We start from the raw sequence: 13,191 nt of genomic DNA on the forward strand, positions 1-13,191 counted from the left end.
TCATGGATGCCCGTGCCTGAGCTGCCACCGCCACGATCGAGCCTGCCGGATTCCGCGTCCCGCTTCGGCGCGCACCTGCTCGCCGCCGCGGCCCGCGCGTCCGACGTCGGGGCCGCCACCGGGGCCCTGCCCGTCGTGCCGTCCGTACCCGCCCCGCCCCCGCTGCCCGCCCCGGCTCCGGCCGCCTCGAGCGCGCCCACGGCGGACGTGCCGGGCGCCGGCCTGAGCCGGGTCCTGCGCGGCCCCAGCGGCCTGGGGACGGCGGGACTGCGCCTGACCCTGCGGGGTGAAGCACCGGTCCTTCCGGACCCGTCAACGGGCGGCGCGGCGGAGGGCACGCCGGTCCCCGGCCTGTACTTCCATCCGGTGCCCGAACCGGACCCGGCGCGGGTCGAGGAGGTCAGCCGGCGGATCAAGGTCTGGGCCATGGACGAGATCAGCCTCTATCCCGACGACTGGGAGGAGGAGTTCGACGGCTTCTCCGTGGGCCGGTACATGGTCGGCTGCCATCCCGACGCCCCCAGCGTCGACCATCTGATGCTCGCCACCCGCCTGATGGTGGCCGAGAACGCCGTGGACGACTGCTACTGCGAGGACCACGGCGGGTCGCCCGTCGGCCTCGGCGAACGCCTCCTCATGGCGCACACCGCGCTGGATCCCCTGCACACGACACAGGAGTACCAGCCGCAGTGGGCGACGTCGCTGCACGCGGACGCGCCCCGCCGGGCCTACCGGTCCGCCATGGAGTACTTCGTACGGGCGGCGAGCCCGTCGCAGGCGGACCGGCTCCGGCACGACATGGCCCGGCTGCACATGGGGTACCTCGCCGAGGCGGCCTGGGCGCAGCTGGACCACGTCCCGGAGGTGTGGGAGTACCTGGCGATGCGCCAGTTCAACAACTTCCGCCCCTGCCCGACCATCACCGACACCGTCGGAGGCTACGAGCTGCCGGCTGACCTGCACGCCCAGGCCGCCATGCAGAGGGTCATCGCTCTCGCGGGAAACGCGACGACCATCGTCAACGACCTGTACTCGTACACCAAGGAACTCGACTCACCGGGTCAGCACCTGAACCTGCCCGTCGTGATCGCCGAGCGTGAGGGCCTGTCCCAGCAGGACGCCTACCTGAAGTCCGTCGAAGTCCACAACGACCTCATGCGCGCCTTCGAGACCGAGACGTCCGCGCTGGCCGAGGCCTGCCCCGCCCCGCACGTGCACCGCTTCCTCCGGGGAGTGGCCGCGTGGGTCGACGGCAACCACGACTGGCACCGGACCAACACCTACCGCTACAGCCTGCCCGACTTCTGGTAAGAGAAATGGACTCATCTGTGACCAGCACCGAACTCACCGCCCCCGCCGCCTCCACGTCCGTGCGCATCCCCCGCCCGGCGACGCCCTACCAGGGGGACATCGCCCGCTACTGGGACGGGGAGGCCAGGCCCGTGAACCTGCGGCTCGGCGACGTGGACGGCCTGTACCACCACCACTACGGCATCGGCGACGTCGACCACGCGGCCCTCGGCGACCCGGAGGACAGCGCGAGCGAGAAGAAGCTGATCGCCGAGCTGCACCGGCTGGAGTCGGCGCAGGCGGACTGCCTCCTCGGGCACCTCGGTGACATCGGGCGGGACGACACGCTGGTGGACGCCGGCTGCGGGCGCGGCGGTTCGATGGTGATGGCGCACCAGCGCTTCGGGTGCACGGTGGAGGGCGTGACGCTGTCGGCCAAGCAGGCCGACTTCGCCAACACCCGTGCACGCGACCTCGGCCTCCAGGACCACGTCCGCGCCCGCGTCTGCAACATGCTCGCCACGCCGTTCGAGACCGGTTCGGCCGCCGCCTCGTGGAACAACGAGTCGAGCATGTACGTCGACCTGGACGACCTCTTCGCCGAGCACTCCCGCGTGCTCAAGGTCGGCGGCCGGTACGTGACCATCACCGGTTGTTGGAACCCGCGCTACGGCCAGCCGTCCAAGTGGGTCTCCCAGATCAACGCGCACTTCGAGTGCAACATCCACTCGCGCCGCGAGTACATGCGCGCCATGGCCGACAACCGCCTCGTGCCGCAGGCCGTCATCGACCTCACCCCGGACACCCTGCCCTACTGGGAGTTGCGGGCCACGTCGTCCCTGGTCACGGGAATCGAGGACGCGTTCATCAACTCGTACAGGGACGGGTCCTTCCAGTACCTGCTCATCGCGGCGGACCGGGTCTGACCCGCCGCTGACGGGCGGGCCGTCCGTGCCGGGGGCGGGCCCCCACTGGGGGAGGGCCCGCCCCTCGCGCGACGGCTCTCCCCCATGACCGCGGCGCCGCCGTGATCCGCTCAGCCGGATCCCGGCGGCTCAGCCGGATTTCGGCGGCTTCCGCGCGTCGAAGGCGAAGACGGTGTTCTCGGTCGCGGCCACGATCACCGCACCTCCCACGACGGTCACGCGGGGGCTCGCGTTCTGATCGCCCGTCAGGCCGTCGGCCTGCGGGTCCGTCGACCACAGCGTCCTGCCCTCGGACGGCGACAGGGCGACCACCCGTCCCGTGGGCGAGCTGAAGTACAGCGCGTCGGCTCCCGCGACCGGACCCGACGCGCCCTCCACGCTCGTCTGCCGCGACCACTTCTCCCGGCCCGTCGCCGGGTCGAACGCCGTGATGAGGCCGGTCCGCCCGCTGATGTGGACGGTGCCGCCAGCCATACCGGGCGTCCCCGCGTAGGTCCTGGCCAGCCGCGCGTACGTCACCTTCCCGGTGGCGATGTCGACCCGCGCCACACCGTCGTAACCGGACATGGCCGTTCCCTCCATGTGCACCTGAAGGAGTACGAGCCTGCCGTCGGCCACGCCCAGCGGCACGGCGGGGCCCTCGACCGCGAGGGGCCTGCCCAGCTCCCCCGTGGCGCGGTCGAGCGTGTACAGGGTGGGGCTGCGCACCTCCGATGCGTCCATCTCCGCGTCCTTCGCGCACATCGCAAGGAGCCGGGGGCCGGCCAGGACGGGAGCGCACCGCGTACCCGCGGGGAACGACGTCGTCCACGCGATCCGTCCGCTGTGCGCGTCCCGGGCTTCGAAGCGCGAGTCGGAGCCGTCGACCGTCACGACGGCGGAACCGGCCACCACGGCGTCCTGGGACCGGCCCGTGACGGCCGTCGACCGGGCGCCGGAGGGCGCGGACCACAGCTCGCGGCCGCTGTCCGCGTCGAGCGCCACGACCTCGGTGGAAGGGTCCTGCGGTGCGTCCTCGGCGGCGAAGCGGTAACCGAGCACCGTGTCGCCGGTGGCGCCCACCAGGTGCGTGCCCTGGACGGGAACACCCGGGCTCTTCGCCGTCCACACCCGCGAGCCGTCCCGGGCTCGCATGCGCGTCGCGACGACGCCTCCGCCTCCGCAGAACACCGCGTCGCCGTGCGCGACACACCGCAGTTCGTCGGGGATGCCCTCCTGCCCGGCCGGCACCGTCGTACGCCACGATGCGAAGCCGTCCGGCAGCACCGCGCTCGCCGCAGCGGTCCCCGGGCTCCCGTCCCCGCCGTTCCCGCCGAAGCCGCCCGTCTTCATCGCGGCCACTCCCCCGCCGATCGCCGCGACCGCGACCGCGGCGGCGAGCACGGGACGCCAGCGGCGACGCAGACGGCGGCCGAGAGGGGCGGCGTCACCGGGACCGGGCGGACGGGTGACCGGGGCGGGCGCAGCCGGGGTGGCAGGGGTCGGGCGGTGATGCTGGGTGATCATGTCGCGGGTTCGGCCGCTCGCGGCCCCGCCGACCGCACCGGACCCGCCGAGGTCGGTCGGCAGATCCCGTAGCAGCACGAGGAGTTCGTCCGCCGAGGGGCGCTTCCCGGGCTCCTTGTGCAGGCACGGCTCGACGACGGCGCGCAGGGCCGCCGGCACCGCGCCCAGCGACGGCTCCTCGTGCACGACCTGATACGCCGTCATGTAGGGACTGTCGGCGTCGAAGGGCCCGTGGCCGGTCGCCGAGTACACCAGCAGCGTCCCCAGCGAGAAGACGTCGGACCGCGGCCCCACACCCCGCGGAGCCTGCAACTGCTCGGGGGACATGTAGGGCGGCGTGCCGATGACCCGCCCGGTCATGGTCAGCGTCTGCTGGTCCGCGGCGCGCGAGATGCCGAAGTCGATGACGCGGGGACCCTCGGGCGAGAGCACGACGTTCGAGGGCTTGAGGTCGCGGTGGACGACTCCCGCCCGGTGGATGTCGCGCAGCGCCTCCGCCAGCCCGATCGCGAGCTTCCTCAGCTCCGCTCCGTCCAGAGGCCCCTTCGCGGCGATCCGCTGGGCGAGCGTGTCTCCCTCGATGTACGTCGTGGCCATCCACGGCTGGTCGGCCTCCGGGGCGGCGTCGACCACGGCGGCGGTGAACGCACCGCTGACCCGTCTGGCCGCCGCCACCTCCTGCCGGAAGCGGATGCGGAACTCGTCGTCCCCCGCGAACTGCTGGTGGATCAGCTTGATCGCGACGGGCCGTCCCGAACTCGTCCGGGCCAGGAAGACCGTGCCCATGCCACCCGAACCGAGCCGCGCCTCGAGCGGATAGCCCCCGATCTCGGCTGGATCACCTCCGCGCAGCGACACTCTTCCCGCCCTCCCGTCCCTCGTGGACCCCTGCGTCCACGGGCCTGCGAATCCGTCTGTCCTGCACCCAAACTAGCCGTAGGGCGGGACGGTGGATCGAAGCGGGTGACGAACTGCGCCCGGCGGGCGGTTCCGTACCCCACCGTCGAAGCCCGGAACGATGGCGCGCGGCAGGGATTCCACCGGGGACACCCGTCGATCCGCCCGGCCGAGACGTCCACGTGACCGGCCCTCGGACGCATCTCCCGCGCCTTGTCCGTGGCGGCCTTCTCGACGCACCTGGAGGTCTTCGTGCCGGAGCGGTGCCGCGCACCGGTGGCCGTGGCGGTTGCTCCGGCACCGTCACCAGCCCCTCCGGTTCCCGCAGTCCCGCGGTGGGACGGCAGTTCGGCGCCGACACGTACGACAACAGCACGACGATCGGCAGCCGACGCCCTGACCGGCCGCAGTGCTGCTTGCGGCGTGCGCGCGGCGGCACCACCGCGACGACGGCGCGGTACGGCGACGGAACCGGGCGTACGTCTGCGGTGGTCACGGCACATGCGGTGGACCTCGGTGCATGCCCATGACCAGGTACCGTGAGCGCCTGCCGCATGGAATGTCCATGCGTGTCCGGCCGGCCCGTGCCGGGGGTTCCGCCGGCGAGCGAGGGGACCGTGATGAGCGAACCGACGAAGCCCGCAGTCGAGGTCCCGGAGGGTGACCCGCCCACCGAGCTGACGATCCGGGACCTCGTGGTCGGGGACGGGCCCGAGGCGCAGCCGGGCAGGGTCGTCCGGGTGCATTACGTAGGGGTCACGTTCGCGTCGGGAAGGGAGTTCGACTCCTCCTGGGAGCGGGACCGGCCGTTCAAGTTCGCCGTGGGCGGCGGTAAGGCCATCAAGGGCTGGGACCGGGGCGTTCGCGGGATGAAGGCCGGCGGCCGGCGCGAGATCATCGTCCCCCCGCGTCTCGCTTACGGCAAGCAGTCACCCTCCGCGTCGATCCCGGCGAACTCGACGCTGATCTTCGTCGTGGACCTGCTCACGGTCGTGGGCGGGCCCACCGGGACGAGGCCCGGCCCGGCCTGAACGCGCCGGGACCGTGGCCGCGGACGGTGGTGGGTGAACGGCGCGTCCGTCTGGTCCGGTGCGGCTACGCTGGCGCCGGCATCACCTTTGAACGAAGGACAGTCATGGCTCGCCCTTACCGGCCCGGACCGAAACAGTTCGTCTTCGCGGGCGGTGACGGCGCCGACCAGCAGGTCTCCGTGGGCGACCCCCAGGAGGCGTACGTGGCGTTCTCCGCCTTCTTCCGCGAGCGGAACGCCGATACCTACACCATCGACGAAGTACCGGCGGGCCAGAGACTGGTGCTCATGCCCGGTCGAGGTGTGATCGCCAGGATCGATGGGGCGGACCGGCGCCGCTCCGAGTACCTCAAGGCCGACAGGGCCAATCGCTACATGCCGGGTGCGATGCTGTTCTTCGAGAACGGATATGGCGGCCTCGACCACTTCGGCCAGTGGTTCACGGATCTCGGTGACCTCGACGCGTCACCGGAGACGCGCGGCGCCACCCGCGCCGCCACGATCACGACCGAGGCCGCGGCGATCGAAGAGGTCGGCCGGATCTGGGGGAATTCGGGCATCGTGGATCCGGGCGACCAGTTCTACGTCTTCTTCGATTCGCATGGTCTCGGCGACGACCGGGCCGAGCGGGCGGAACTGCTCGGGTTGATCGAATTCCTCGGTCTCGAACGGGTCGACGCCCCGGCAGAGGCCGCCGATGGCGAAGTCTGGGTGCGTACCGACACGCGCCTCGATGCCGAATTCGAACGGTGGTCGTGAACGGACGGAACGGTGGTCATGGACGGACGGACAGGGCTCATGGTGCCGTGACTCCCCCGCGATGCCCGCCGTGACCCGGCAGCCCGCGGTGTCCGACCTGAGCCGTTCTGGACATGACTCGCCTGGGCGTCGGCCGGTGACACGGCGCCGACTTCCTCCGGTGGGGCGTCGTCAACGGTTCCCGGCCGGCCGCCACCGGTCCGCATCGGTGCGGGCGGGACTCACTCGCCTTGCCCGGTGGGGAAGACTGGCCCCATGAGAGACGTCGTTTTCACACGCATGAGCGGCTGGATCCCGAACGTGGTCCGCGAGGACGGTGCGCTGATGCTGTCGCTCGGTGCCGGGGCCGACGCCAACCATGAGCCTCGCACGTTCACGTTCGCGATCGGAGAAGCCCACCTCGCGGTGATACGTGAGGACCTGGCCAGGCACCTGCTGCTGTGGAGCGCGGTCCTGCCGCTGTGCGACGCCGCCGGAACGCGGGGCCGGCTCGACGAGGACGCCGCCGTCTCGCTCCTGGACCCGATCCTGCTCTCCGCTCCCGCGGACGTCGACGCCCTCTTCCGCCGCGTCCCGTGGGACAAGGGCCGGCTCATCGCCCACGGAGCCGACATCGGTCTCCTGGAGCGGGGTGAGGTATGCGCGGCGATGGGCACGGCGACGGAGACGCCCCATGAGCGACGAGCTCAGGAGTACCACGCGAACCGCCGTCGCGCGGAGCGCGGAACCGTACTCGGCCCGCTCGACGCCGCGATCCTGAGGTACACGGGCCAGTATCTGCACGGCGCGACGGTCCCGAAGCGGCTACCCGGCGCCGTCGACCCCGCGCTGCTGCCGCAGGTCATGCAGGTGATCGCCACGGCGGAGCAGGCATGCGCCGGTATGCGGATCGGCCGCGATCCGCGCCGGGGCAGACGCGCCACGGACAAGCGCGCCTGGGACCGGATGGCGACGACGGTCGACGCGGCCGTGCGCCGCGCACATCCTGAACTGGTCGACGACGCGGTGCGCACCGTGAGCTTCCTGATGTGCTCGGAGGCCTCGGAACGCTCCAGGAACGCCCCCGTGGAGGACGACGGGGAGGAAGCCGGCGACCATACCGACCTGGGTGGGAGTGCGAGGAAGACGGCCCTGACGTTTACCGATGACAAGGGCGTCGAGAAGAAGTGGCATCTGGGTGGTCCCCGCACCGCCACAGCCGAGTTCTGGGAGTTCGTCGGCGACCGCTCTGCCTCGGACAACGAGGTGTTCACCATCGAGGACGAGGAGTTGGGCGAGGGGATCCAGCTCCACTTCTACGCGGATTCCATCGCCCGGGTCACGACGGTACGCAAGGGCGGGGGCGACGGGTCGGATCCGGAGTACCGGGTCGAGTACAGCCTGGTCGACGGGATCAGCGGGTACCGGAGCCTGCTGGGCGCCTTCGTCCGCGGCGGCTGCGCCGCACTCGACCGGCACGGCTCCTGGATGACGGACAACGCCGAGTTCGAACGCGCACGGCGCCGGCGCGACGCCAGGTAGGCCGCCACCCTCGCCACGGGTACTTCGGAACCTGCCCCGAGGCGCCGGGTATGTGAACTCACGCGCCTCGCGATCTCACCGGGCGGCCCGCCAGTCGGGAATGTTCTCGAAGTACACGTCGTAGCGCTCCTGTTCGGGGATGAGCGACTCGAACTTCGCCTCCCCGCGGCTGATAGCACCCAACTGCTCGAAGTAGCCGAACCGTTCGATACCAGGGCTGAGGACGACGTAGACGTCGGCCCCATCCTCCTTCACGGCGCCGAAGACGTGCGGCAGCCCGGGCGGGATGATGACGAACCCGCCCTTTCCCACCGTGGTCAGAGTGTCGCCGAGGCGGAAGAGCATCGTTCCGTCGAGAACGTAGAAGACCTCGTGGGAGAGCTTGTGGTGATGCGGGGGCGCACCGTCGGCGCCGGTGGCGAGTGTGAGCCTGCTGGCACTCACCGCGCCTCCGTCAGCCAGCAGCTCGAACGCGCCATCCGCGAGCGACGTCCCGGCCGCCTCACCCGGCTGCACGACCAGTGCACCGGCCTGGGTTCCCATAGCGGGTCCTTTCGATGCGCTCACGCCCGTCGGACGATTCGACTCGTTCAGCGTAAGTGGGTGTGCAGCCGGACGCATGTTGCTCCGGGGGTCGAGTGGTGAGCGATGGCACTTGGTGATGGCATGGGGACGTGGAACGCAGGACGGTGGGTGACAGCGGTGAGCTGCGTGCCGGTGCCGGCGCCGCCGTGATGGCGGCGGCCATCATTTCGGCCGGCCTGCACCTGATCGGGCACGATGTGTTGTCGCTCGCGGCGCTCGCAGTCGCCGCCGCTTGGTGGGTCGTACTGGCAGTGGCCTTCGCGGCCATGCTCGTCCGGGACCGCGGCGGCTGGATCGCGGTCGCCGGGACACCGCCCGGGCTGACGGCCGTTGCTGCGACCGCGGTGCTGGGTACCCGTCTGGTTCTCCTCGGCTGGCGAGACACGGCCGCGGCCATGCTCGCCCTGGCGGTGCTGCTTTGGCCGGTCCTGACGATCCGCGTCCTGCGCCGGCTCACCCGTGGCATGCCCGGGGGCGTGTTCCTGATCGCCGTGCCCCCGCAGGCGATCGCGGTTCTCGGTGAGCGGCTGGCCGTCGCGTATGACTGTGCCTGGCTCGGCTCGGCAGCCCTCGGATTCTTCTGCCTGGGGTTGGCCCTCTACGTCGTGGCCTTGTGGTGCTTCGACTTCCGGCAGATCCTCACCGGCGCTGGTGATCAGTGGGTGGCGGGCGGCGCACTGGCCATCGCGGCCCTCGACGGATCGGCTCTCGTCGCTTCACCGCAGTGGAGCGGCGACGCCCACGGCGTGCTGGAGACGGCCACGCTGGTGATCTTCGCGCTGACCTGTGCGTGGTACGCGGTCCTGCTGGGGGCGGAAGTGCTCCGGCCGCGCCCCGGCTACGACCTCCGGCGCTGGTCCACGATCTTTCCCCTGGGCATGATCGCGACCGCCTCGCTCTCCCTCTCCGCACCACTCGGCATCACGTGGCTGGAGCCGCTGGGCCAGGTACTGCTGTGGATCGCGCTGGCGGCATGGCTCATCGCCTTCGCCGCACTGCTCCGGATCCGGGCCCGGCCGCGCACGCCGGCTTGAGGCGATGCGTCGAACGGTTCTCCGGGGCTCACACGCGGATCGGATCGGCACACCGTGCCAGGGGGTGGTGAGCGCGCGGCGGACGCCGGTCGCGCGGTGCGGATCGGCTCGCGTGCCCCGCCGTACGCGGAGGAGTTCCTGTGCGGAGGAGTTCCGGCGGGGCGCCGGCCCCCCGGGGCGGGCGCCCCGGACCCGAGGGTCCCGCGGCGCCCTGTACGCCGCACCACCGTTGGTACCGGACCGCCGGAAGGTCCTCTGCCTCCGGATGACATAGTGAGCCCCACCACCACGCGCAGACAGGGAAGTTCGGGCTTGTGAAGATCACTCGCTGGATGGTGCCGGTCATCGTCGCGGTCGTGGTGACGCCCTTGTCGATCGGCTTGGGAACCGTGCTGCTCGGGACGTTCGAGGACGACAAGGCGCCCGGCACGGAAGTCACCGCACCGAAGGGCACCGAGTTGAAGGCGGGCGATGTGGGTGTACCCGTCGCGTACGCGAGACTCATACGCGACGCAGCGGCCGACTGTGGCGACGAGTTGCTCACCGCGCCCGTGCTGGCGGCGCAGTTGAAGCAGGAGAGCAACTTCAACCCCAGGGCCAGGTCGATCGCCGCCGACGAGCCCACGGTCGGCAGCGGCTCGCTGACGGACCCGCGCAGCGCGGAGCAGCGGGCGAAGGACGAGAAGGCGGACGGGAAACCGGCCGGAGACGACGCCGACGGGTCCGGACCCGGGAAGCGCTCCTCGGGCAGGGAACTGCCCGACGTGTCCCCGGCCGAGCGCCCCGTGACCAGGGGCATCGCACAGTTCTCCGATGCCGACTGGGCGGCCGAGGGCGTCGACGGGAACAACGACGGCGTCAAGGACGTCCTGGACCCCTCGGACGCCATACCCGCACAGGGCAGGAAGATGTGCCGGCTCCTGCGGACCGCGGGGAAGCACCCTGACTACCGTGGAACACGTCTGGAACTGGCCCTGTCCGGCTACCGGTCGAGCTGGAAGGCGGTCGAGGGATACGGCGGTGTGCCACGGGCCAGTGGAGCGGACGGGGATACGTACGACTACGTCAAGGCCGTCATGAAGTCCTACCCGAAGATGGTCGTCCCGGCCGGCCGCGGTGTGTCCGGCGGCTGGACCCTTCCCGTCGAGGGACCGGCCGGCACCCCTTACCACCAGCGGGGCCCCGCCTGGTCCACCGGACTGCACACCGGCGTCGACTTCGTGGTCCCCACCGGTACGCAGGTCGGGGCCATCGGTCCTGGTGAGGTCGTGACGGCCGGGCCCGGTGGCGACTACGGCAACCAGGTCGTCATCCGCCACGAGGACGGCACGTACAGCCAGTACGCCCATCTCTCCCAGGTGGAGGCGGTCGTCGGGCAGAGCGTCCAGGGCGGCACGCTCATCGGGTGGTCCGGCGACACCGGCAACGCCACGGGGCCGCATCTGCACTTCGAGGTGCGTACGGGGCCCGCGTTCGGGTCCGACGTCCCCCCGGTCCCCTATCTGCGCGACAAGGGCCTGATCCTCTGAAGGACGCGGCGGCCGTGCGGCGGATGAGCTCCGCCCCACGGCCGGACGCACCCGCCCCCTCGGCACGACCTGCGTGAGCAGGGCTGCCGAGGGGGCGGGTGCGTCCGGGAGTGCGAGGGCCGGGGCGCCCGTCAGGTGCCGCTGGTCGTGGCGCGGGTGAAGAACTCGATCTCCGCCATCGAAACCTGTTTGTCGGAGCCGCTGTTGAAGGCGGAGCGGATGACGAACCGCACGCTGACGACGTTCTGTGCCCGGAACTTCCGCTGCTGAGGACCGCTCACCTGGTCGAGCGTGATGTGGCGCGTGGTCTTCTTCCCGTCGGCCGTGGTGATCACGGCGTCCATGCGGTGCGGCAGGGCGGCCTCGGAGAGGTCGGAGGGCTTGGTGGAGATGCCGGAGGTGATGAGGATGTCCAGCAGACGGGTGGGCTCCTGGAAGCGCGCCTCGACCCACTCGCCTTCGCCGGCCTCCGAGACCCCTGGGCCCCACCAACTGTTGTTGATCTTGTCGAACAGGACCTTCGGCGGGTGCCCGCCGAACGAACGGGACGCCGCGAATGAGTCCGGGCTGATCTGTGCCCGCTTCGCGAAGTGGTCGCGTGCCGCGTTCCACGCCGTACTCGCGTTGAACGCCGCGTAGATCACCAGGCCGAGCGCGAGGCCGTACGCGACCCAGGTGAAGACGCGGCCGATACCCCGGCGCAGCCTCGGGCGGTCACCCGCCCAGGGCACCGGGCCCTTGCCGAAGTCCCGCATCCGGCGCCACCAGGGTCGGCCGGCCTCCGGCACGCCGGGACGCTCCGCGAGGGACATGCCGCAGCGCCGGCAGAAGTGCCGGTCGGGCCGGTTGCCGACCTCGCACCAGGGGCAGGGCGGGCCTGTCTCGTCGGCGGGTTCGCCTCCGGGGGCCTGGACCCGGGGACGGGAGGCTGCGGGCACGCCCGGGAGGACCGGGGCGACGTCCGGTGCCGGTGCGGCGGCACGCTGGTCGGCGACCGGCACGAGCAGCGCCCTTGCCCGCGCGCTCGCGTGCGGGGGCGCGGCCTCCGGAGTGGCTCGGGGGGCGTCGGGTGCACCGGGGGCCGCCACGGGCGTGGGCAGGGTGGGGGCCTCCTCCGGTGGCGCCGTCGGCGCGTCCGCGCGTACGGGTTCGCGTACCGGTTCCGTGCGCGGTTCGCGTACCGGTTCCGTACCCGCTTCGGGCAGCGGTTCCGCGCTCCCGGCCGCGGCGTCCGGCTCGGCCGACGTGACCGGGCCGGGGTGCGGGCCCGAGGAACCCGGTGCGTCGGTGCCGGTCGCCGTCTCCGCCCCTCGCGCCCGGGTGCCGGGGGTCCAGCTCAGTACCGCGCCGCAGTCGTCGCAGAAGGACTGTCCCGGGGTCGGTGTGCTGCCGCACTCGGCACACCGGCGTGGCTGCTCCGCCGTGTCCCCGGCGGCCTCGGAAGGAGGTGGCGTGGAGGGGAACGCCTGCTGACTGGTCAACTGTCGGAAGTCCTTTCGGCTGCGGTCACATGGACCGTGTACGGCATATGGGCGGGACGAGCTGCCGCGACGAGGCGCTCCAGACGGTGCTCGGCGGCGGGGCCGGGGTCGGGCAGACGTACGGTGACGTGCAGATGCGGGCGGCTCTCGCCGGGGACCGGCCCCAGGGGCGCGGCGTCCCAGCCGGCCGCACCGCTCTCGGTGATCTCCGGCTCCACTCCGAAGGCCAGCCGTACCGCCTCGGACAGTCCCCGCCGGGTACCGCGGATACGGTGCAGCCGTACGGCGGCGGTCACCGCGGCGCGCAGGGCGGCCGTCGCCTCCGTGTCCTGGGGGCCGCCGGCGGACGGGGCGGTGGGCACGGCCCCGGGCACGTCGCGGCCGACGGGAGCGGCCGCACGCCCGGCGGTCTCCGGCCCGTCGGTCTCCGCGCCCACCCAGCTCCCGAGCCAACGGGTGAAGTCGGCCGGTGCGAGCGAGGGGGTGAAGTAGGCGTCCAGGCAGTCGAGCACGTTGTGGAGCGGTGCGAGGACCTCGTCGATCCCCGCGACGAAGCGCTGGGCGAGGTCGTCCTCGGCGAAGACCGCCGGCAGCATCATGCCCAGCGGCGCCGAGGACCCCAGCCCGTCCACG

11 protein-coding genes are annotated in these 13,191 nt (G+C 71.9%); 7 read left to right on the top strand and 4 right to left on the bottom strand.

Features of this window, described 5'->3' with window-relative positions:
* The first annotated feature begins 6 nt into the window (after positions 1 to 6).
* Together OHT61_RS03985 and OHT61_RS03990 are read left to right on the top strand one after the other, a co-directional pair.
* A complete protein-coding gene (locus tag OHT61_RS03985; RefSeq protein ID WP_329035078.1) occupies positions 7 to 1,311 on the top strand; it encodes a family 2 encapsulin nanocompartment cargo protein terpene cyclase in 1,305 nt (434 codons plus the stop codon).
* Positions 1,312 to 1,328: 17 nt separating this feature from the next.
* On the top strand, positions 1,329 to 2,216 hold the full coding sequence (locus OHT61_RS03990; protein WP_329035080.1) for a geranyl diphosphate 2-C-methyltransferase: 888 nt from the start codon (positions 1,329 to 1,331) through the stop codon (positions 2,214 to 2,216).
* A 129-nt stretch (positions 2,217 to 2,345) separates the two neighbouring features.
* Here OHT61_RS03990 and OHT61_RS03995 read toward each other — a convergent pair whose 3' ends face one another.
* Complete coding sequence (locus OHT61_RS03995; RefSeq protein ID WP_329035082.1) at positions 2,346 to 4,580, bottom strand: serine/threonine-protein kinase; 2,235 nt, start codon at positions 4,578 to 4,580, stop codon at positions 2,346 to 2,348.
* 659 nt (positions 4,581 to 5,239) lie between these two features.
* Here OHT61_RS03995 and OHT61_RS04000 point away from each other — a divergent pair.
* The 3 genes from OHT61_RS04000 to OHT61_RS04010 all read left to right on the top strand — a co-directional run bounded on the left by OHT61_RS04000 (position 5,240) and on the right by OHT61_RS04010 (position 7,929).
* Positions 5,240 to 5,650 (top strand): FKBP-type peptidyl-prolyl cis-trans isomerase, encoded by a 411-nt coding sequence (locus OHT61_RS04000; RefSeq protein WP_329035084.1) that lies wholly within the window; start codon positions 5,240 to 5,242, stop codon positions 5,648 to 5,650.
* Between the two features lie 203 nt (positions 5,651 to 5,853).
* Positions 5,854 to 6,408 carry a hypothetical protein gene (locus OHT61_RS04005; RefSeq protein ID WP_329035086.1) on the top strand — a complete coding sequence of 185 codons (555 nt, stop codon included), beginning with the start codon at positions 5,854 to 5,856 and terminating at the stop codon, positions 6,406 to 6,408.
* A gap of 255 nt (positions 6,409 to 6,663) precedes the next feature.
* The gene (locus tag OHT61_RS04010) at positions 6,664 to 7,929 is read left to right on the top strand and encodes a DUF6357 family protein (RefSeq protein ID WP_329035088.1); all 1,266 of its coding nucleotides are present in this window, start codon (positions 6,664 to 6,666) and stop codon (positions 7,927 to 7,929) included.
* A 75-nt stretch (positions 7,930 to 8,004) separates the two neighbouring features.
* Here OHT61_RS04010 and OHT61_RS04015 read toward each other — a convergent pair whose 3' ends face one another.
* Positions 8,005 to 8,472, bottom strand: a complete 468-nt coding sequence (locus OHT61_RS04015) for a cupin domain-containing protein (RefSeq protein ID WP_329035090.1) — start codon at positions 8,470 to 8,472, stop codon at positions 8,005 to 8,007.
* 131 nt (positions 8,473 to 8,603) lie between these two features.
* Here OHT61_RS04015 and OHT61_RS04020 point away from each other — a divergent pair, with 131 nt between their 5' ends.
* Complete coding sequence (locus tag OHT61_RS04020) at positions 8,604 to 9,548, top strand: tellurite resistance/C4-dicarboxylate transporter family protein (RefSeq protein WP_329035092.1); 945 nt, start codon at positions 8,604 to 8,606, stop codon at positions 9,546 to 9,548.
* Between the two features lie 332 nt (positions 9,549 to 9,880).
* A complete protein-coding gene (locus OHT61_RS04025) occupies positions 9,881 to 11,077 on the top strand; it encodes a M23 family metallopeptidase (RefSeq protein WP_443049603.1) in 1,197 nt (398 codons plus the stop codon).
* A gap of 131 nt (positions 11,078 to 11,208) precedes the next feature.
* On the opposite strand, the gene OHT61_RS04030 is transcribed toward OHT61_RS04025, so the two are convergent.
* Both OHT61_RS04030 and OHT61_RS04035 read right to left on the bottom strand, forming a co-directional pair.
* On the bottom strand, positions 11,209 to 12,558 hold the full coding sequence (locus OHT61_RS04030) for an NADase-type glycan-binding domain-containing protein (RefSeq protein WP_329035094.1): 1,350 nt from the start codon (positions 12,556 to 12,558) through the stop codon (positions 11,209 to 11,211).
* Positions 12,555 to 13,157 (bottom strand): phage tail protein, encoded by a 603-nt coding sequence (locus tag OHT61_RS04035; RefSeq protein ID WP_329043085.1) that lies wholly within the window; start codon positions 13,155 to 13,157, stop codon positions 12,555 to 12,557. Before OHT61_RS04035 ends, OHT61_RS04030 begins: the two co-directional genes overlap by 4 nt.
* Positions 13,158 to 13,191 lie beyond the last annotated feature (34 nt).

It is taken from the genome of Streptomyces sp. NBC_00178 (genome assembly GCF_036206005.1).
Classification (GTDB): Bacteria; Actinomycetota; Actinomycetes; order Streptomycetales; family Streptomycetaceae; genus Streptomyces.

What these genes read in the sequence shown, in the direction of transcription:
- OHT61_RS04000 (WP_329035084.1), top strand. Translation starts at nt 5,240, where the DNA reads ATGAGCGAACCGACGAAGCCCGCAGTCGAGGTCCCGGAGGGTGACCCG.
- OHT61_RS04035 (WP_329043085.1), bottom strand. Translation starts at nt 13,157, where the DNA reads ATGATGCTGCCGGCGGTCTTCGCCGAGGACGACCTCGCCCAGCGCTTC.
- OHT61_RS04015 (WP_329035090.1), bottom strand. Translation starts at nt 8,472, where the DNA reads ATGGGAACCCAGGCCGGTGCACTGGTCGTGCAGCCGGGTGAGGCGGCC.
- OHT61_RS04025 (WP_443049603.1), top strand. Translation starts at nt 9,881, where the DNA reads ATGGTGCCGGTCATCGTCGCGGTCGTGGTGACGCCCTTGTCGATCGGC.
- OHT61_RS03985 (WP_329035078.1), top strand. Translation starts at nt 7, where the DNA reads ATGCCCGTGCCTGAGCTGCCACCGCCACGATCGAGCCTGCCGGATTCC.
- OHT61_RS04010 (WP_329035088.1), top strand. Translation starts at nt 6,664, where the DNA reads ATGAGAGACGTCGTTTTCACACGCATGAGCGGCTGGATCCCGAACGTG.